Source organism: Snuella sedimenti (genome assembly GCF_016428595.1).
Taxonomy (GTDB): domain Bacteria; phylum Bacteroidota; class Bacteroidia; order Flavobacteriales; family Flavobacteriaceae; genus Snuella; species Snuella sedimenti.
On the sequence record NZ_JAELVQ010000001.1, the window covers coordinates 208,447 to 228,293 of the forward strand.

A 19,847-nucleotide genomic window follows, 5' to 3' on the forward strand; every position below is an offset into this window, starting at 1 on the left:
AAATGCTTAAAATTTATTAATGTTCGTTTCATGTGTTCAATTCTATTGTTTTATCGAAAAGTAACTCCCAAATAATTCTATCTAAAACTATTATATGATCACTACCTGTCCATTTTTTTATCTTTTTTTAAAAACATGGTTTCTTTGATATGTTTCAATCTATTAAAAACCTTTTCCTTAATTTTTTTGTGTTTGTGTTCTTTGTCTTTAGGATCATATAACATGCCTGTACACAAACACATTTTTCGGTTGGTACGCGTTAATACATCGTAATTTTTGCATGTTTGGCAGCCATCCCAAAAAGACTGGTCATCTGTTAATTCTGAAAAGGGCACAGGCTTATAGCCCAAATCGCTATTCAATTTCATAACTGCAACCCCAGTTGTAATACTAAACACTTTAGCATCTGGAAATTTAGTTCTGGAGTGCTGAAACACTTTATGCTTAATTTTTTTAGCCAACCCTACACCTCTGTAGTCTGGATGCACTATCAAACCTGAATTAGCTACATACTTACCATGTCCCCAAAGTTCGATATAGCAAAATCCAGCAAATTTATCACCATCTAAGGCTATAACCGCATTACCGTTCTCTAACTTTTTTGTAATGTATTCTGGTGTACGTCTAGCAATACCAGTTCCCCTTACAGCAGCAGATTCGGCTATTGTTTCGCAAATAATTTCTGCGTATTTAGAATGTGATTTATCGGCAATAACAACTTTCATTGTCTTGATTTTGAATTAACTTTAGTAAAATATTTTCTATTGAAAAAAGAACCGGACTCACCTGTGTTCCAAATAAGAAGCGCACCCTTACGGGCGACGGGGAAAAAAGCGACGCTCACCACAAGAAATAATTGTAGCTGAAGTGAAATATAACGATATGTTCAATATATCTGTAAACATCCTTATTTTTAGAAAGGTAAAAGTATTATTTTATTTTTTATGACAAAAACGAATCTACTTGTTTTTAACAAATATTATGAATTCCTAAAACAAGAAGAACTTTTCCGTAAGAATTTACAAAATAAACATGGTTTTTTGTGTTTTTTACAAAACAGTTTAGAAAAACAAAACTAAACACATTGCTTTTCTACTTCAAAACAAAACAAATAAAAAACATCTCAATTTCATAAACGAGAAGCCTTTTTTGAGTCGCATAGTAGGGTTACGTGACGATAAAAAAGAAAAATATAGATACAAAACGGCATTTTTAGCCACAATTTGCAAAAGTTTAAACCACTATATCAATTCCTTTAAATCACTCTAATTCGCGTACCCAAATATTCCGATAGCTAACACCACTATTATCACCATGATCCTGAAGCATTAAAGGGGCTTTACCATGCGGTTTATTTTTAGGCCAACCGATATATTCTGTTGTACCTTTAATTTCTACATGATCCTGAATTAATACATTATTGTGCAGCACTGTGATAGTTGCCGATTTTGCTTTAACGCCTTTAGCATCAAATTCTGGAGCACGGTAAATAATATCGTAGGTATTCCATTCGCCAGACGGCATCGAAGCTTTGGCCAATGGCACATGTTGCTTATAAATAGCTCCTACCTGACCGTTAACATAGGTGTCATTATCATTATTATCCAACACTTGAACCTCGTATCGTTTTTGCAAAAACACACCACTATTAGCACGGCTCTGACCTGCTCCCCTAACATTTTTTGGAGATCGCCATTCTACATGAAGTTGCACACTTCCAAAGCTACGTTTAGTTTGTATGTTGCCCGATCTGTCTTTAACAGTCATACTACCATCTTCATTCAACAACCATTTTACCTTTCCAGAATTTTTAGAAGACTCCCATTCGTTAAAGTTCGTTCCATCAAAAAGCACAATGGCGTCTGAGGGCGCCAAATTATTAATTCCGGGAACTACTGTTTTAGGTTTTGGCTCATAAAACTCTGTGGCTTCTGGCGTTGTAGGCTCAACTAGCTTATTACTATGCAGGTCCTCTACATTAACTTGAGCATATGCAGAAACTGACATGAAAACGCATAAAATTTTTAAAACAAACTTCATAATTACTTCATTGGTATAACACAAAACCTAAATGGACGCTCTATTAAAGCTCCTTAATTTTAATATTTCTATACCAAACAGGATCACCATGATCTTGCAACCCAATATGGCCCGTTTGGTATTTTCCAAAACCTTCCCAGCCTTTAAACTTAGAGTTTTCTATCATTTTATCCCAATCTTCACCGTGAACAGGGAATGTCATTACTTCGGTGCCATTCATACTCACTTTACCTTGATTTGTTTTATGGTTTATTTCCAAAACGCATAAATTCCATTCTCCAGCAGGTTTAACTAATGTATCCGGACACGCAATCATATCATAAAGCGAACCTGCTTTATGTGTGCCTCCTTCAACAAAAGAATCAGGATGTTTTGCATTATCCAGTACCTGAATCTCCGGCCCTGTTTGATAGGCTTCTTTAAATTTATCATCTTCGTAAACACTCCAAAAAATACCGCTATTGCCTTTTTCTGATATTTTCCACTCTAAAGACAATACAAAATTGGTAAACTTCTGTTTTGTTATGATATTTTTCCCTCCTGTTTCACCGGGTTTAAAAGCCATAGCGCCTTCTTCAATTGTCCATTCGGAAGGCATTTCATCCATACGGTAGCCTCTCCAATTATCAAATGAACTGCCATCAAACAGTGTAATCCATTCCTTTGCCGTTTTTACTTCAAGAACTTCAGCTGACTTTTCCTCGACAGCAGCATTTTCTTTCTTTTGCTTACACGAAACAGTTACTGCTAAGGTTATTAATAAATAAATATATGATCTCATATGTTTAGTTTTAAGTTTTCTTTTTAAATAATATGGTTCTTAACTAATTAAATTTCCTTTATCATCCCATTGGGCAATATCGCCCCTTTTCGATTGGTCTACGCATTTAGCCAACCACGCCTCCTCATATTCAAAACCATGCTTTTTTAGAATATGATCCGGAACGCCATCCCAAACATTCGGCGTATTCCCTTTATAACTGAGTTCTTCCATTCCAATTTTTGAAGTGTAGTAGCCCGTAAGCGTTAAATTACGTAGCCTAGTAAAAAAAGCTTCACCCTGTACCAATTCGGGTTTTGTTTGCCCAGGATAGGCTATTTGATCACAAATATGTAACTGTTCTTCTTCTGAACATTTAATAAATTCTTTGTTATATAGTTTATTACTAAAACTATCTAACCACATTAACCCACCCCTTAAAGGTATTTGGTCCACCTCTATATCCTTAACAATAAACGCTATAAACGCAACAGTATCTGCTTCGGTTGCTGAAGCATACGTTTCACTCTTTGGCAATATGATATCACAAAGAACAGCAATCGTCGAAAGTTCATGTTCATTGAAAAAAGTAGATTCAAACAATTTTTTATCTCTTAACTTTTCATCTTCCGTTCTTCCATACAACGGTCCCTCTTTAGGCACTGGTATTTCATCGGATTTCGACACATTTGATGTACAACCATTCAGTGCAAATCCAGTTGCTACAGAACCTAATAGTATTGATTTTAAACTATCGCGTCTATTCATTTCTACAAATTACTAAATATTTTGTTTTTTCAACTCACTAACAATATAATCGCAGGTTCGCCATGACAAAGCCAATATGGTCCAAGTTGGATTTTTGTCTGCTTGGGACACAAAAGGCCCGGCATCAACAATAAAAACATTATCGACATCGTGCAATTGTTGGTACTTGTTTGTAACCGATTTCTTTGGATCGTCCCCCATTCGTGTAGTCCCTACCTCGTGTATAATCCTGCCGGGAGCCAACAATCCAAAATCTTCTTCTTCTGTAGGCTTATCTCCTAATGCATGACCTCCCATACCATCTATAATCTCTTCGAATGTATCATGCATATGTTTTGCCTGTAACTTTTCATGTTTACTCCATTCGTAATGAAATCTTAACACGGGAATACCCCATTCATCCACAACATTAGGATCAATCTCACAGTAATTACTTTCCATTGGAATACTTTCACCCCGCCCGGATATGCCTACTATTGCTCCATAAAACTTCTTAACGTCGTTTCTTAAATCATTTCCATAACCCCCAACATTGGCTCCTATAAACTTGTTTAAAGCATCTATGTTAAATCCGAATCCATATGCCGGCATCCGAAGCCCTCCAGATATTTCAATATGGTACCCTCTTGGGAAATCTAATTTTTTATTATTACCCCACCACGGTGTGTAGACATGCATGCCACCAACACCATCTTCATTATAGGTTTCCCTATCCATTAAATCAGGGACAAATGCACTGCGATTCGACCCCGTTGAATCATGTAGATACTTCCCTACCAGCCCACTGCTATTCCCTAAGCCATCTTTATGAATTTTACTCTTGGAGTTTAGCAAAATTCGAGCTGTACTACACGCTGAAGCCGCTAAAACAATAACTTTGGCGTTTAATTTATATTCTTTTCTATCCAGTTTGTTTATAAAAATAACACCTGTTGCCCTGCCAGAATCATCAATAACAACCTCTCTAACCATAGAATCGGTAAAGAGTTTAATTTGACCGCCTGATTTTTGAGCTGGAAAAATAAGGCATGATCCAGAGGAAAAATCGGCATACGCACTACACGACCTATTACACTGACTGCAATAAAAGCAAACACCCCTCTCATTATTAATGGCCTTAGTTAAAATTGATAACCGCGAGGGATATACAGGCACATTGGCCTTTCTAGCACCTTTAATGTAATACATTTCATGAAGTCGTGGCTTTGGTGCTGGTAAAAAGAATCCATCAGGGTCATTGGGTAAATTTTCATTACTTCCAAAAACACCAATAAGCTTATCTACTTTGTCGTAGTAAGGTTTTACATCGTCATAGGAAATTGGCCAATCGTCTCCCAAACCATCTAAACTTTTTCGTTTAAAGTCCAACGGTCCAAATCGCAATGAAATACGCCCCCAGTGATTGGTTCTTCCTCCTAACATTCTAGAGCGAAACCAATCAAACTTAGTCCCATTCTTTTTTGTATAGGGTTCACCTTCGATATCCCAACCACCATATGCAGCATCAAAATCTCCAAAATCCCTAGTTGTACTCGCTCCTCTCCTTGGCGATTCGTAAGACCATTTTAACTGTGTCCTTGATTCTGGATTTGCGGGATCAAAAAACGGTCCCGCCTCAATAACAGCTATATTTAAACCTGCTTCAGATAGTATTTTAGTTGCCATACCACCACCTGCTCCAGATCCTACAATAATGGCATCAAATATTTCTGGAGATTCTTTTATTTGCATGGTTTAGTTATTTAAAAATGAATTGTTTTACTTATAACCCTAGTATACTTTTTAATTGCTCCTTATCAATTTCAGCCCCAGCAAAGTCATCAAAGCTCTTTCCAACCGCTTCAATAATATGCTTTTGAATAAAAGGCGCTCCTTCTCTGGCGCCTTGCTCAGACGATTTGATACAGCATTCCCACTCCATAACTGCCCAAACATCGCAATTGTACTTGGTAAGTTTTGAGAAAATACTTTTAAAATCGACTTGGCCATCACCTAAAGACCTAAATCTGCCTGGACGATCTTCCCAATTTTGATACCCCCCATAAACACCACTCTTTCCTGAAGGTATAAATTCGGCATCCTTAACATGAAACATTTTTATATGTTCATGATAATAATCTATAAACTTTAAATAATCCAATTGCTGTAGCACAAAATGACTTGGATCGTACAATATATTCACTCGTTTATGATTTCCTGTCGCTTCTAAAAACCGTTCAAAAGTTACACCGTCATGCAAGTCTTCTCCAGGATGAATCTCGTAACAAACGTCTACGCCATTTTCTTCAAAAACATCCAAAATTGGCAACCAACGCTTAGCCAGCTCTTCAAATCCCATTTCGACTAGTCCGGCTGGTCGTTGTGGCCACGGATACATGGTATGCCAAAGCAATGCTCCAGAAAATGTAGCATGTGCATTAATCCCTAAATGTTTACTGGCAATGGCCGATTTCTTTACTTGATCCACCGCCCACTCTGTTCGCTTCTTAGGATTGTTTTTACAGTCGTTAGGGGCAAAATTATCGAACATTAAATCGTAAGCAGGATGAACCGCAACAAGTTGTCCTTGAAGATGGGTCGATAATTCTGTAATTTCTAACCCATACGATTGTACCTTTCCTTTTAATTCATCACAATAGGTTTTACTAGTAGCAGCCTTATCGATATCGATAAAACGAGATTCCCATACAGGGATTTGTATGCCTTTATAACCTAAATCCGATGCCCATTTACAGATACCATCTAAGGTATTGAACGGCGCTTGGTCTCCTGCGAATTGCGCCAAGAAAACCGCAGGTCCTTTTATTGTTTTCATCTATTTATTTTATTGTTTTAAAGAACATATTAAATGTTCTTAACTGGTGTTTTGGTTAATTGTTCAAACTAAACTATTGCCTCTACGCCTGCTTAATCTTCAATTTTTAACCAAACATTTCCTTTTTGATGGGACTCAACTGCTTTTTCAATAAAGCTCATCCCTCTAACCCCATCCATAACTGTTGGAAATTCACCTGAATTATAAGCTTCACCCCGAATTGCTCTAGCCACACCTAAATAGATATTGGCCATAGCATCAAAAATTCCTTCTGGATGTCCCGGAGGTAACTTTGTACCATCTAATGATAATTCTGAATTATAAGCATGTCCGGGTTTATAGACCTGAACTGGTTTATCATCACTAAGCACGTATAAAAAGTTAGGGTTTTCTTGTTCCCATCTAAGTCCTCCTTTATCGCCATAAATGGCTATGGTTAAATTATTCTCCTCCCCAGTAGCAACTTGACTGGAACGTATAACCCCTTTTGCATTGGTATTGAATCGAACTAACGCCGTCCCATCGATATCCATTTTATTGTCTTCATACAAATAATTAAGATCAGCCAAAATGGTATCTATCTGCATACCAGTTGTAAACTCAATCATATTAAAAGCATGCACACCAATATCACCAAAACAACAACTAATCCCCGCTTTTTCAGGATTTAACCGCCATGTCGAAGCACGCTTCTCTTTTTCGTGGATAACAGGATTTAACCAGCCTTGATAGTACTGTGCATCTACTTTTTGAATTTTACCAAGCGCACCATCCTTTATCATTTCACGCATTTGACGTACCATTGGATACCCTGTATAGGTATGGGTAACAGCAAATACAGCATTGTTCTCTTCTAAAACAGATTGCAGTATTTTAGCTTCACTAAACGTTGTAGTCATTGGCTTTTCGCAAATAACATGAAAGCCATTTTTCAACAACTTTTTAGCCATAGGAAAATGCAAAAAATTTGGCGTAAGTACCGAACACACTTGTATTCTTTCTTCTTTTGGAAGTTTTAATTCTTCCTCTATTAATGTGTCGAAATCTACATAAATACGATCAGTCTTAATACCTATTTGCTTTGCGAAATTGATATTCTCTTCCCAAACTGGATTAAATACCGCTCCTACTATTTCGTAATTATCGTTTATAAAAGACGCTATTCTATGAAGCACTCCAATTAGAGAATCTCCTCCACCTCCAATAATGCCTAACTTTATTTTTCTTGCCATATAAATTTAAAAACTTTTATTTTTCTTCAATTAAACTATGATTCTTCTGCAACTAGTTGCTGCTTTTTATTTTTCATATAAATACTTAAACCCAAAAACGCTACAATTAAAATTGCCGGTAAAATAGACATAGTTCTCAATGCTTCATGAGCACTTGCATTATCCATAAGATTTCCCATTACTGGCAATACCAAGGACACCGAAAACATACCTGCTCCCCCCATTACAGAAAGCCCTAAAGCACCTGTTTCTGGCAAATACTCTGCTACAAAGCCCAACATTGTTGGCCAGAAAAATGTAACGCCCATAGCAAAAATTGCAGCAGCAGCAAAGGTCATGCCTCCACTTGTTATGGTTAACAACCATAAACCTATAAAGGTTAGTATTGCAGAATACAATAACATACCCGAAGGTTTCAATTTGTGAACTACTTTTCCAGCGAACAGCCTACCCAACGCCATAATACCATTGATAAAAGCCAATACCAAAAGCGGTACATCTACCGATGTTTTTAAAAGCGATTCTATACGTTGTGTAGTACCCAACTCGGATGCTGCAGTAAGAAACATACAAGCAACCATAAAAAGGAACAATGGCTTTCCTATACTCGAAAACATTTTTTTATTACTTATCCCCATTTGTACACGCTCTGTAACCGGGAATTTCTGCCCAAAAAACATCGCTCCGTAAATAACTAATGGGATAAACAAAGTTGCAACCATGATTTGCCAACTCAACCCCATTACATCCATTACCAACCAACCTACAAGCGATCCAATTACAATCCCCCCTGGGAACCACACATGAAATCTATTTAGCATTTTAGTCTTTTCGTTACTATACATAGAAGCTACCATAGGATTCAATGCCGCCTCTACCATTCCATTTCCTATACCTATAAATAAGGTCGCCATAAACAATGAAGTCATAGAATCTGCCATAAGTGTCCACACAATACCAACAGCATGTGTTACAAATGCAATCCAAGTAATTTTTTTAATTCCCAAAAAATCAACTAGTGGCCCTCCAAATATCATAGCAAGCGTAAAACCAAAAAAGGCCGGCGTAAAAGCATATCCAATTTGTTCTAATGTTAGCCCTATACCTTCTGGTCCAAAAACGGTTTCCAATCTTGCTCTAATAGCAAAGGTCATAGCTGTGGTTATTAATGCAAGGCAACTTGCCAAAAAGAGTCTGTTTTTATTAATATCCTCCATTTTTAATGTATTTTAGTTAGTTAGAATTTTTTTAGGAAAGTTTATTACCTACTTTAATCAATAAGTCCCTGGTTAGTTTAATACCTGCTTCTTCAGACACGCTACCCCCTTCAAACTCAACACCTACAAAACCATTATAACCAGACTCCTTAACCATTTTCATAATGCGGTAATAATCAATGCTTGTCTCATCACCTTCTGCATTAAAAGCATAAGATTTTGCACTTACAGCTTTCGCATAAGGCAACAACTCTTGCATACCTACATACCTATCATATTCGTCGGCACAACCGCCATTGCCTCTCGTAATACAAAAGTTCCCAAAATCTGGCAACGTACCACAATTTTCATTTTTCACCTGTGAAAAAACGTCACTCATCCATTTTCCGTTTGACGAAAAGCCACCATGGTTTTCTACCAATATATTGATGTTTGATCCTTTAGCAAAATCTGAAAGTTGCGTTAATGAGTCTATACTCGCTTTTACAGCTTCAGCTTTATCTTTTCCTCCCGCTAGGTTTACGCGAATAGCATGGCAACCTAAAAAGTGAGCAGCCTCCACCCATTTATGATGGTTTTCGATGGCTTCCAATCGTTTCTTTGTATCTGCATTGGCCAAGCCTCCTTCACCATCAATCATGATCAAAACATTCTGCTGCCCTTCTGATTTTGCTCTATTATTCATTTCTTTTAAATAAGCCATATCTTTTGCCTTATCCTTAAAAAATGCATTCACATACTCTAAGCCCTCAAAACCAAGACTATTGGCTTTAGCTGCAAAATCAAGGTTATCCATTTTTTTATCAAATAATGCCTTGTGTAAAGACCATTGTGCTAAGGACAATTTAAAAAACAACGCCTTTTCTTCCTCTACAATATCTGCCATAGTTGTTTTTTTTCCTTGTTGCTTACACGCATACAGACCTAACACAGCCAGCGCAGCACTCGTTTGCGTAGTTTTGCTTATAAAATCTCTTCGTTTCATTTTTTAAATAATATTTTAGTATTGGTTAATCTGATTATTTTGATAAATACGTGAAAATATATAATAGAATTTATAATCCTGTGTATTTTTATTCAGTGAAAGATTTTAAACAAGCAACCAAATTAAACAGCAATTTCAGCAGACTTTAATCGGTATTCATTAGGCGAACATTTTTCATGCTTCTTAAACACTGTTGAAAAATACTGACTTGTTGCAAAACCACACATATACGCCACCTCAGTAATCGACACCCCATCATTTTCCCTGAGTATTCTTTTCGACATCTCCAATCGTCTCATCGTTAAATAACGCATTGGTGTTAAATTAGTTAACTGCTTACAGTGATGCGTAAACCGCGTCAATCCAACTCCAGCAGACTGCGCCATCAACTCAATTGTCCAATTTTCCGAAAGATTCTTTTCTAGCTCGTTCAAGAAAAACTGGACACTTCTTGAACTATCCGTCAAAGATTCATTTAAAACAATATCATCTGCATCCAATATATCGAGCAATAATATCAACAAATAATTAACAAGCAAACGTATTCGGGAAGCATTACTCCCATTAACATCTTTATTAACCGCCTTATTAATACGCAAAAAACACTCCCTTACTCGCTGATCTGTCTTAAAAATAGATTTTTCATTTTGTCTCAAAATAGTGGTAAGCCTCAATAAATCGGAAGGCGTCAAAGTTATCCAATCCGGCCAAACCCATTCCTGGTGCGGCCTGCGAACCCCCAAATCTATAATAACCCAATAAAATTTACCCATACCAATATTAGGATTACCTACTTTATGCGCTTCCCACGGCCTTGTTATGGTTAAATGATTGGGCGTCAACAAAACCTCTTTACCTTCCTGAGCATAAGGCATGGACCCCGACTCTAAAAAATGAAACTCAATACCCTCATTCCTATGCCAATCCAAGCCCCAATCTTGCGGCTCATCTGCATCCCAATAACCAATACTATTAAGACCTAAAGTATTACCATCCAAACGATCGCCCGGATAGGTATGCCTCGCCAACGCCTTAAACTTTAGCTTTTTCCTGTCTACCGCATCAACCAAAGGCAAACAAGTATCGGCATGATACACTACCCCATCCGCTTCATACGGCTGTATTTCCTGTATATTTGTTTTCACTGAAAAAAATTGAACATTAAATCCCTGCAAAATAGTTAATTTTCATGAATTTAAATACCTTGCTTTTTAATTAGCCTAATTTTATTAAAATTTTAACTTAACAATCTACATGTATACAGCTTGTTTGAACCCAACTGAAGAAACCTATGACGCAATCGTTGTAGGGACTGGAATTTCTGGAGGATGGGCCGCTAAAGAACTTTGTGAAAAAGGACTAAAAACCTTAGTTCTTGAACGAGGAAAAATGATTAAACACGTTGAAGATTACCATACTGCACATCTAGACCCTTGGGACTTACCAAATGGGGGTGCCCCAACTAGGGAAACATTAGAACACAAATACAAACAAAACAGATCTGGCATATATATAATGTATGGAGCACAACAGCATTATTTTGTAGACGACATAAAACACCCATACAACGAGGACAGACGCTTTGATTGGATTAGAGGCTACCATGTGGGCGGACGCTCTATTATGTGGGGCAGACAAAGTTACCGATTAAGTGATATTGATTTTGAAGCAAACAAAAAAGATGGACACGGCGTAGATTGGCCGGTAAGATACAAAGACATAGCGCCTTGGTATAGTCACGTAGAAGAATACATAGGTGTAAGTGGTGAAAAACTAGGGCTACCACAATTACCAGACGGTGAGTTTCTAAAACCTATGAACTTGAACTGTGTAGAAGCCCATTTAAAAGAAAAGATTGCTGAAAATTTTGACGACAGGATTCTTACCATAGGAAGAACTGCCCACATTACGGAGGGATCGAAACCAGGGCTTGGGAGGAGCACTTGTCAATACAGGAACAGATGTATGAGAGGTTGTCCGTTTGGCGCTTATTTTAGCAGTAACTCATCCACACTTCCAGCCGCAGAGGCTACGGGCAATATGACCCTAAGACCTCACTCCATTGTAAGCGAGATTATCTACGATGAAGATTTAGGGAAAGCCACAGGTGTTAAAGTTATTGATGCCGAAACAAAAGAAACACACACCTTCAAAGCCAAGATTATTTTCTTGTGCGCATCCTCTATTGCATCAGCCTCCATATTATTACAGTCAAAATCCAAACGCTTCCCTAACGGCTTAGGGAACGATAGTGGCGAACTAGGCCATAACATCATGGATCATCATTTTAAAATAGGAGCAAAAGCTACAGTGGAAGGTTTTGATGATAAATATTATAAGGGCAGGCGTCCTACCGGCATTTACATCCCACGATTCAGAAACTTAGGCGGCAAAACAAACACACCAAATTTCTTACGAGGCTATGGTTTCCAAGGGGGCGCTACCAGAGGCGACTTTAGTGAACTGGTTGCCGAACTTAAGTACGGTGCCGAATTAAAAGAAGAAATATTAAAACCTGGCACCTGGAATGTTGGCTTGTTAGGGTTTGGAGAAACCTTACCTAGCCATAACAACAGAATGTATCTTGATTACAATAAAAAAGACGAGTGGGGTTTACCTACTGTCACCTTTGATGCCGATTTTGGAGAAAATGAATTAGCAATGCGTGAAGACATGAAAAATGAAGCTGTTAAAATGTTAAAAGCTGCCGGCTATAAAAATGTTAAAGGCTACGACCAAACAGATAAAAGAGCCATGGGGCTTGGAATACACGAAATGGGTACAGCAAGAATGGGACACGACCCAAAAACATCGGTACTCAACAAATACAATCAAATACATGCCTGTAAAAACGTATTTATTACCGACGGATCCTTTATGGCATCTTCTGGCTGCCAAAACCCATCGCTTACATACATGGCTTTTACAGCTAGAGCAGCAAACTATGCCGCTGAAGAATTAAAAAAATCTAATCTTTAATCGACAGGTTTTATGAAAAGAAGAGAAGCACTAAAGAAGTTAGGTTTAGGAACAGGTATGGTTGTCGCTTCCCCTGCTCTTATTAGTTTTTTACAAAGTTGCAACAACGAAACAAGCACATGGCGACCTTCATTTTTAACGGAAGCACAAGGCATCGTTTTAACTGCTATTGTTGATGTTATCTTACCCAAAACAGATACCCCTTCTGCATCCGAAGTTAACATTCCCCAATTTATAGACAACTATTTTAACGAAGTTTATGAATTGGACGAGCAAAAAAAGACACTAGCAGCATTCGAAAAGCTAACAAACATTATTACATCAGAGTACAACAAAAACATCCGTAAAGTTACCGAAGAACAATACAAAATGGTCTTAGATAGTCATATGACCTTAAAAGCACCTAAGCAAGATAACAATAAAGAAATAACCATTTCTAACTTATTGAACACTATAAAATGGATGACCATAAACGCTTATAGAACAACCGAACTTATAGGTGAAACTGTACTGGCTTACGACCCAGTTCCGGGTGCTAGTTATTGCGACGACTTAAACAACTTAACACAAGGTAAAGCTTGGTCCATAAAATATGGCCAATAAAAAACTATTAAACAATCATTTTTAATTCTTTAATCTCTATACCGTGAGTAAAAACAATTTAAATGCCACTCTTGAAAAATATGACGCAATTGTTATAGGAACAGGTGTTAGCGGTGGCTGGGCAGCAAAAGAGCTCTGCGAAAACGGTCTTAAAACATTAGTACTAGAGCGTGGACGTATGGTAAAACATATCGAAGATTACCCAACCATGCACAAAGACCCTTGGGATTTCGAATTTAAGGGACATACTACCGTTGAAGCAAAAAAAACACAATTAAAACAAAGCCGTACTGGTTACACCACTAATGAAGCAAGTAGACATTGGTTTGTAAACGATCTTAAACACCCATACAACGAAACCAAACGTTTTGATTGGATGCGCGGTTACCATGTAGGCGGTCGGTCTATTATGTGGGGCAGGCAAAGTTACAGATTAAGCGACCTTGACTTTGAAGCGAACAAAAAAGACGGTCACGGTGTCGATTGGCCTATTCGTTACAAAGACATAGCTCCTTGGTACGATTATATTGAAAGCTATATAGGTGTTAGTGGTGAAAAATTAGGCTTAGCACAATTGCCTGATGGCGTATTTGAACCACCAATGGAACTTAACTGTGTAGAACATCATCTAAAAGAACAAATATCCGAATATTATAGTGACAGGCTTTTAACCATTGGAAGAGTTGCCCACATTACGGGGGACAAAAGCCGAGAAGGAAGAAGCAATTGTCAATTTAGAAATAGATGCATTAGAGGCTGTCCTTTCGGCGGTTACTTTAGTAGTAACTCATCAACATTACCCGCTGCTGAAAGAACAGGAAACATGACGCTAAGACCGCATTCCATTGTTCATGAAATCATTTATGACGACTCTACAAAAAAAGCAACAGGCGTTAAAGTCATTGACGCCGAAACCAAGGAAAACCTCGTTTTCAATGCCAATATCATTTTTTGCTGTGCCTCTGCCATTGCATCGGCATCCATTTTGATGCAATCTAAATCCGAGCGATTCCCTAACGGACTTGGCAACGATTCGGGCGAACTCGGACATAACATTATGGACCACCATTTAGGAGCTGGTGCTTCAGGTAGATTTGACGGTTTCGAAGACAAATATTATAAAGGCAGACGTCCAAATGGTATTTACATCCCTCGATTTAGAAACTTAGGTGATAAAAAAACTGAAAAGAAAGAGTTCATTAGAGGTTATGGCTACCAAGGGGGCGCTGGAAGATATGGCATTTCCGAACACGTTGCAGAACTTGCGTATGGCGCTGAATATAAAGAGAAAATATTAGAACCGGGTCAATGGCGCATGGGGCTTGGAGGCTTTGGCGAATGCTTACCAAACCACGACAACAAAATGACGCTTGACTACGAAAAGCTTGACGAATGGGGCCTACCTACTGTTACCTTTGATGCCGAATGGAAAGAAAACGAATTAAAGATGCGAGAAGACATGATTCAACAAGCCAAAGAAATGCTTGAAAAAGCTGGTTTTAAAGACATCCAAACCTTCGACAACCGTTCAGCTCCAGGTATTGGTATTCACGAAATGGGAACCGCTCGCATGGGACGCGACCCAAAAACCTCTGTATTAAACAACAACAACCAAGTACATACCGTTCCTAACGTTTATGTTACCGATGGCGCTTGCATGACATCCTCTGGTTGTCAGAATCCCTCATTAACTTATATGGCATTAACAGCACGAGCTGCTAATCATGCCGTAAAACAGTTTAAAAAAATGAAAGACGCTTAGATTATGAATAGAAGAGACGTATTAAAAAACCTAGGCCTATCAATTGGGTACGCAGTTGCTACCCCTTCGATTATTAGCCTTCTTCAAAGTTGTAAAACCGAAATAGATGACTGGAAGCCTGTTTTCTTTTCGGCAGACGAAAGTGTTATAGTTAGAAATCTAATCGATCTTATACTACCAACTACTAGTGATTCGCCAGGTGCTTTAGATGTTAATGTCCCCGAATTTTTAGATCTGTATATTTATAAAACTTATAACAATAAACAACAGGAAAGCTATAAAGAAGGACTATCTTACCTATTAAAAGCTTTACAAGTAACAGATCAAGGTACCGATTTTTTAAAGACAGAAGACTACGATGCTTTACTGGCCAAATACTTAAAAGCAGACAAAACACTTCAAGCTAAACACAAATCCCACAACAAAGACACTGATGGAGATAATCATGACGCCATGACGTTTAAAGCTCTTGACAAATTAAGAAGTGTTGCCGTATGGAGCTATAAAACAAGTAAAGAAATTGGACTAAATGTGCTATCTTACGATCCCGTTCCCGGATCTCAAAAAGGATGCATCTCTGTTGAAGAAGCCACTGGAGGAAAAGCATGGTCCTTATAAAATAAATTACTATTATATGAACTATAAAAATACATTATTCATTATATGCACGTTCCTTTTATTGAACTGCAAAACAAATAACAAAACCAAAACACTTGAACCCAAACCTGAACAATGGGTCAAACTATTTAACGGTGTCGATTTAAAAGATTGGACAATAAAAATTAAAGGCCATCCAGTAAATGAAAACTACAAAAACACATTTCGTGTTGAAGATGGTGTTTTAAAAGTAAACTATGATGAGTATGATACTTTCGAAAACGCCTATGGCCATATCTTTTTCAACAAAGAGTTTTCTAATTACAAATTTAGAATGCAATACAGATTTACCGGAGAACAGGTAAAAGGTGGTGCCGGATGGGCACTTCGTAATAGCGGTGTTATGATCCATTGTGAAGATCCGAAAAACATGGGGGTCGATCAAAATTTCCCAGTTTCTATTGAGGTTCAATTATTAGGAGGCCTAGGTAATGGCGAACGTCCTACCGGTAATTTATGCACACCTGGCACACATGTTGTTATGAATGATAAATTAGAAACGAGTCATTGTTTCAATTCTATATCGCAAACATACCACGGAGACCAATGGGTCGATCTTGAAATTGTTGTTATGAACGATTCCATCATAACCCACAAAATTAATGGTGTTGATGTGATATCGTATAGTAAACCGCAAATTGGAGGCTCTGTTGATTACAATAACGAACAATGGAAAGCAAAAGCGGGAACGCCTTTAAAGAAAGGTTTTATTTCACTACAAAGTGAAAGTCACCCAGTAGAATTTAGAAATATTGAAATTTTAGAACTTTAATAACATGACAATAAAATATTACCTAAAATCAAGTATCCTATTTTTAATTGGTTTCCAGACAAATATTATAGTGTCTCAAAGTTTTAACAATTATTCCCAATCTCTTAAGGGAGACGACATAACCATAGATATGGTTGCAATTAAAGGTGGAGATTTCACTATGGGAGCCCCTACGACAGATACAAATAGAAAAGCAGATGAAAAACCTGCTCATACTGTTGCTGTTGATGACTTTTGGATTGGGAAATACGAAATAACCTGGGAGCAATATGATGCTTTTGTCTATGCTCAGTTTGATGACACTCAATTTCAAGACCCATCCAAACTAAAAGCACTGGGAATAGATGCCGTATCAGGTGCCACACCTCCTTATGTCGATATGAGTTTTAACATGGGTAAAGGCAGTTGCCCAGCAGTAAATATGACCCAATATGCTGCTTTAATGTATTGCAAATGGTTGACATCAAAAACAGGTGTTTTTTACCGCTTGCCAACCGAAGCAGAATGGGAATATGTGTGTAAAAAAGGCAATACGGACAAAAATAAGGACTTAAATGCTATTGCCTGGTATGAAGGAAACGGCAAGGAAAAATATGAAAAAACAGGCCTAAAACAGGCCAACGATTTAGGAGTTCACGATTTACTTGGTAATGTTTCAGAATGGGTTTTAGATCAATATAGTACGAGCTATTATAAAAACTCACCGAAAAATAATCCTTGGAACAAGCCCACCAAACTCTATCCACGTGTTTTACGTGGTGGCTCATGGAAAGATACTGCAGACAAATTATGTTGCACATCAAGACAGACATCCAACCCTAAATTAAAACGAAGAGATCCGCAAATACCCAAAAGCGATTGGTGGCACACCGATGCTCCATTTATTGGTTTTAGGGTAGTTAGACCCAAAATACAACCTACGAAAGAAGAAATAAAAGCTTATTGGCTGGAAGCTATTGCCGACTTTTAGCCTTAATTAATTCAATACAATTATGGAACAAAAAAAAATATCTAGACGTAATTTTGTAAAAGAATCCTCATTAGTAACAGGAGGTATTTTACTAGCCCCTTCCCTTTTCGCTACTCCTACTTTTAGAAATGAAAAAACACTAAAACTAGCGCTTATTGGCTGTGGAGGTAGAGGTACTGGTGCTGCTGCTCAAGCTCTTAAAGCAGACGCCAACGTTAAATTAGTTGCCATGTCTGATGCATTCGAAGATCAAATAGAAAAGTCCTATGGCAATTTATCTAAGTTATTTGATAAAAGTCGTATAGATTTAAAGCCAAACATGAAATTTGTGGGGCTTGGTTCCTATAAAAAAGCCATCGACGAAGCCGATGTGGTTATTTTAACAACACCTCCTGGGTTTAGGCCTCAACAATTTGAATATGCTGTTTCGCAAGGCAAGCACGTTTTTATGGAAAAACCCGTTGCCACAGATGTTGCAGGTATTAAAAAGGTTCTTAATGCAGCTAAACTGGCTAAAGAGAAAAAACTAAACGTTGTAGTAGGCTTACAAAGACGCTATCAAGCAGAATATGTTGAACTAAAAAGACGCATTCAAAATGGTGATATAGGCAAGGTTGTATCCGGTCAAGTGTATTGGAACGGTGCTGGTGTATGGGTAAGACCTAGAAAAGATTCTATGACAGAAATGGAATACCAAATGCGAAACTGGTACTATTTTAACTGGCTTTGTGGTGACCATATACTGGAACAACATATACACAATATTGATGTAGCAAATTGGTTTATTGGAGAGCTCCCAATTAAAGCCCAAGGTATGGGAGGTCGTGAAATTAGAAAAGGAAAAGACCACGGTCAAATATTTGACCACCATTTTGTAGAATTCACATACCCGAGCGGAGCTGTTATATCGAGTCAATGCAGACATCAACCAGGGTGTTTTAGCCAGGTATCAGAGACCTTTCAGGGCACTTTGGGAACATCGTATACAGGTGGAGGAAGCACCGCTATCTTAAAATCATACGACGGAAACAATATATATAAGCACGATGGCGAGCACGATAAAAACCCTTATCAGGTAGAACACGATCGCCTTTTTGCTGCTATTAGATCGGGTGAAGAGGTAATAAACAATGCACAATATAGTGCTGAAAGTACAATGACTGCAATTATGGGCCGTATGGCAACTTACTCAGGTAAAGAAATAACATGGGACAAGGCCATGAATTCTGACTTAAAATTAGTGCCTGATGAAGATTTACTCGATTTTAATTCTGCGCCTCCTGTTGTTCCTAATGAACTTGGAGAATATCCAATTCCTGTCCCAGGTAAAACCACTTATTACTAAAAACAAAACATTGTGAAAAGACGATCATTCATAAAAAAAACGACAGCTTCAGCTTCCTTATTAGGAATATCCAGTCTACAAGCTATGAATATGCTAAGCAAATCAAAAACGACATCAATGAATACGTTTAAATTAAATTTCGCACCCCACTTAGGCATGTTTAAAAATCATGCAGGTAGTGATCCCATAGACCAATTAAACTTCATGGCCGACCAAGGCTTTTCTGCTTTTGAAGACAACGGCATGAAAGGCCGTTCTGTCGAAACCCAGAAAAAAATGGCGGAGACCATGGCTAAAAGAAATATGACCATGGGTGTATTTGTAGCTCATAAAATTTATTGGCAAGAACCCAATTTAGCCAGTGGTAATAAAGAAAAACGTGAAGAGTTTTTAAGTCAGATTCGATCATCAGTAGAAGTTGCCAAACGTGTAAACGCTAAATGGATGACGGTGGTACCCGGACATGTAGACTTAAGGCAAAATATGAGCTATCAAACAGAACATGTTATCGAAACCTTAAAACAAGCGTCGGCTATTTTGGAACCTCACAATTTAACTATGGTTTTAGAGCCTTTAAATTTCAGGAACCATCCTGGGTTATTTTTAAGCGAATCACCACAGGCCTATCAAATATGCAAAGCAGTTGACTCGCCAGCCTGTAAAATACTGTTCGACATCTATCATCAACAAATACAAGAAGGTAATTTAATTCCGAACATCGAACAATGTTGGGATGAAATAGCTTATTTCCAAATTGGTGATAATCCAGGACGTAACGAACCTACTACTGGTGAGATAAACTACAAAAACGTCTTTAAATTTATCCACTCTAAAGGCTATACAGGAATTTTAGGCATGGAACATGGCAATTCCATTAAAGGAAAAGAAGGGGAAGAAAAGGTAATCGACGCCTATAGGGAAACTTCAAACTTTTAATACATT

Annotated in this window: 18 protein-coding genes; 8 read left to right on the forward strand and 10 right to left on the reverse strand. The window is 37.7% G+C overall.

Features of this window, described 5'->3' with window-relative positions:
* Positions 1–101 precede the first annotated feature (101 nt).
* The 10 genes from JF259_RS00910 to JF259_RS00955 all read right to left on the reverse strand — a co-directional run bounded on the left by JF259_RS00910 (position 102) and on the right by JF259_RS00955 (position 10,962).
* Positions 102–725, reverse strand: coding sequence for a GNAT family N-acetyltransferase (locus JF259_RS00910; RefSeq protein ID WP_199112184.1), 624 nt, complete (start codon positions 723–725; stop codon positions 102–104).
* A 535-nt stretch (positions 726–1,260) separates the two neighbouring features.
* Positions 1,261–2,007: a 3-keto-disaccharide hydrolase gene (locus JF259_RS00915; protein WP_233164029.1), complete on the reverse strand. Its 747-nt coding sequence runs from the start codon at positions 2,005–2,007 to the stop codon at positions 1,261–1,263.
* Positions 2,008–2,083: 76 nt separating this feature from the next.
* Complete coding sequence (locus JF259_RS00920) at positions 2,084–2,821, reverse strand: 3-keto-disaccharide hydrolase (RefSeq protein WP_199112187.1); 738 nt, start codon at positions 2,819–2,821, stop codon at positions 2,084–2,086.
* A 39-nt stretch (positions 2,822–2,860) separates the two neighbouring features.
* Positions 2,861–3,568 carry a gluconate 2-dehydrogenase subunit 3 family protein gene (locus JF259_RS00925; RefSeq protein ID WP_199112189.1) on the reverse strand — a complete coding sequence of 236 codons (708 nt, stop codon included), beginning with the start codon at positions 3,566–3,568 and terminating at the stop codon, positions 2,861–2,863.
* A gap of 12 nt (positions 3,569–3,580) precedes the next feature.
* Positions 3,581–5,299, reverse strand: a complete 1,719-nt coding sequence (locus JF259_RS00930) for a GMC family oxidoreductase (RefSeq protein ID WP_199112191.1) — start codon at positions 5,297–5,299, stop codon at positions 3,581–3,583.
* Between the two features lie 31 nt (positions 5,300–5,330).
* On the reverse strand, positions 5,331–6,383 hold the full coding sequence (locus JF259_RS00935) for a sugar phosphate isomerase/epimerase family protein (protein ID WP_199112193.1): 1,053 nt from the start codon (positions 6,381–6,383) through the stop codon (positions 5,331–5,333).
* Positions 6,384–6,475: 92 nt separating this feature from the next.
* Positions 6,476–7,615, reverse strand: coding sequence for a Gfo/Idh/MocA family protein (locus JF259_RS00940; RefSeq protein ID WP_199112195.1), 1,140 nt, complete (start codon positions 7,613–7,615; stop codon positions 6,476–6,478).
* A 35-nt stretch (positions 7,616–7,650) separates the two neighbouring features.
* On the reverse strand, positions 7,651–8,832 hold the full coding sequence (locus tag JF259_RS00945; RefSeq protein WP_199112196.1) for an MFS transporter: 1,182 nt from the start codon (positions 8,830–8,832) through the stop codon (positions 7,651–7,653).
* A 31-nt stretch (positions 8,833–8,863) separates the two neighbouring features.
* Complete coding sequence (locus JF259_RS00950) at positions 8,864–9,817, reverse strand: sugar phosphate isomerase/epimerase family protein (RefSeq protein ID WP_199112198.1); 954 nt, start codon at positions 9,815–9,817, stop codon at positions 8,864–8,866.
* Between the two features lie 122 nt (positions 9,818–9,939).
* Positions 9,940–10,962, reverse strand: a complete 1,023-nt coding sequence (locus tag JF259_RS00955; protein ID WP_199112200.1) for a helix-turn-helix transcriptional regulator — start codon at positions 10,960–10,962, stop codon at positions 9,940–9,942.
* Between the two features lie 109 nt (positions 10,963–11,071).
* Between JF259_RS00955 and JF259_RS00960 the strand changes: the two genes are divergently transcribed.
* From JF259_RS00960 to JF259_RS00995, 8 genes are all read left to right on the forward strand, one after another.
* On the forward strand, positions 11,072–12,796 hold the full coding sequence (locus JF259_RS00960) for a GMC oxidoreductase (RefSeq protein ID WP_199112202.1): 1,725 nt from the start codon (positions 11,072–11,074) through the stop codon (positions 12,794–12,796).
* Between the two features lie 12 nt (positions 12,797–12,808).
* On the forward strand, positions 12,809–13,399 hold the full coding sequence (locus tag JF259_RS00965; protein WP_199112204.1) for a gluconate 2-dehydrogenase subunit 3 family protein: 591 nt from the start codon (positions 12,809–12,811) through the stop codon (positions 13,397–13,399).
* A gap of 43 nt (positions 13,400–13,442) precedes the next feature.
* Positions 13,443–15,161, forward strand: coding sequence for a GMC oxidoreductase (locus tag JF259_RS00970; protein WP_199112206.1), 1,719 nt, complete (start codon positions 13,443–13,445; stop codon positions 15,159–15,161).
* Between the two features lie 3 nt (positions 15,162–15,164).
* Positions 15,165–15,779 (forward strand): gluconate 2-dehydrogenase subunit 3 family protein, encoded by a 615-nt coding sequence (locus JF259_RS00975; protein ID WP_199112208.1) that lies wholly within the window; start codon positions 15,165–15,167, stop codon positions 15,777–15,779.
* Positions 15,780–15,795: 16 nt separating this feature from the next.
* Positions 15,796–16,590: a 3-keto-disaccharide hydrolase gene (locus tag JF259_RS00980; protein WP_199112210.1), complete on the forward strand. Its 795-nt coding sequence runs from the start codon at positions 15,796–15,798 to the stop codon at positions 16,588–16,590.
* A gap of 4 nt (positions 16,591–16,594) precedes the next feature.
* Positions 16,595–17,560, forward strand: a complete 966-nt coding sequence (locus JF259_RS00985; RefSeq protein ID WP_199112219.1) for a formylglycine-generating enzyme family protein — start codon at positions 16,595–16,597, stop codon at positions 17,558–17,560.
* A gap of 22 nt (positions 17,561–17,582) precedes the next feature.
* Positions 17,583–18,905 (forward strand): Gfo/Idh/MocA family protein, encoded by a 1,323-nt coding sequence (locus JF259_RS00990; protein WP_199112221.1) that lies wholly within the window; start codon positions 17,583–17,585, stop codon positions 18,903–18,905.
* An 84-nt stretch (positions 18,906–18,989) separates the two neighbouring features.
* Entirely contained in the window at positions 18,990–19,841 is an 852-nt protein-coding gene (locus JF259_RS00995) for a hydroxypyruvate isomerase family protein (protein WP_233164044.1), read from the forward strand.
* Positions 19,842–19,847 lie beyond the last annotated feature (6 nt).

Excerpts from the sequence above, each read along its gene's own strand:
- JF259_RS00910 (WP_199112184.1), bottom strand. The coding sequence starts at position 725 with ATGAAAGTTGTTATTGCCGATAAATCACATTCTAAATACGCAGAAATT.
- JF259_RS00915 (WP_233164029.1), bottom strand. The coding sequence starts at position 2,007 with ATGTCAGTTTCTGCATATGCTCAAGTTAATGTAGAGGACCTGCATAGT.
- JF259_RS00920 (WP_199112187.1), bottom strand. The coding sequence starts at position 2,821 with ATGAGATCATATATTTATTTATTAATAACCTTAGCAGTAACTGTTTCG.
- JF259_RS00925 (WP_199112189.1), bottom strand. The coding sequence starts at position 3,568 with ATGAATAGACGCGATAGTTTAAAATCAATACTATTAGGTTCTGTAGCA.
- JF259_RS00930 (WP_199112191.1), bottom strand. The coding sequence starts at position 5,299 with ATGCAAATAAAAGAATCTCCAGAAATATTTGATGCCATTATTGTAGGA.
- JF259_RS00935 (WP_199112193.1), bottom strand. The coding sequence starts at position 6,383 with ATGAAAACAATAAAAGGACCTGCGGTTTTCTTGGCGCAATTCGCAGGA.
- JF259_RS00940 (WP_199112195.1), bottom strand. The coding sequence starts at position 7,615 with ATGGCAAGAAAAATAAAGTTAGGCATTATTGGAGGTGGAGGAGATTCT.
- JF259_RS00945 (WP_199112196.1), bottom strand. The coding sequence starts at position 8,832 with ATGGAGGATATTAATAAAAACAGACTCTTTTTGGCAAGTTGCCTTGCA.
- JF259_RS00950 (WP_199112198.1), bottom strand. The coding sequence starts at position 9,817 with ATGAAACGAAGAGATTTTATAAGCAAAACTACGCAAACGAGTGCTGCG.
- JF259_RS00960 (WP_199112202.1), top strand. The coding sequence starts at position 11,072 with ATGTATACAGCTTGTTTGAACCCAACTGAAGAAACCTATGACGCAATC.
- JF259_RS00965 (WP_199112204.1), top strand. The coding sequence starts at position 12,809 with ATGAAAAGAAGAGAAGCACTAAAGAAGTTAGGTTTAGGAACAGGTATG.
- JF259_RS00975 (WP_199112208.1), top strand. The coding sequence starts at position 15,165 with ATGAATAGAAGAGACGTATTAAAAAACCTAGGCCTATCAATTGGGTAC.
- JF259_RS00980 (WP_199112210.1), top strand. The coding sequence starts at position 15,796 with ATGAACTATAAAAATACATTATTCATTATATGCACGTTCCTTTTATTG.
- JF259_RS00985 (WP_199112219.1), top strand. The coding sequence starts at position 16,595 with ATGACAATAAAATATTACCTAAAATCAAGTATCCTATTTTTAATTGGT.
- JF259_RS00990 (WP_199112221.1), top strand. The coding sequence starts at position 17,583 with ATGGAACAAAAAAAAATATCTAGACGTAATTTTGTAAAAGAATCCTCA.
- JF259_RS00995 (WP_233164044.1), top strand. The coding sequence starts at position 18,990 with ATGAATATGCTAAGCAAATCAAAAACGACATCAATGAATACGTTTAAA.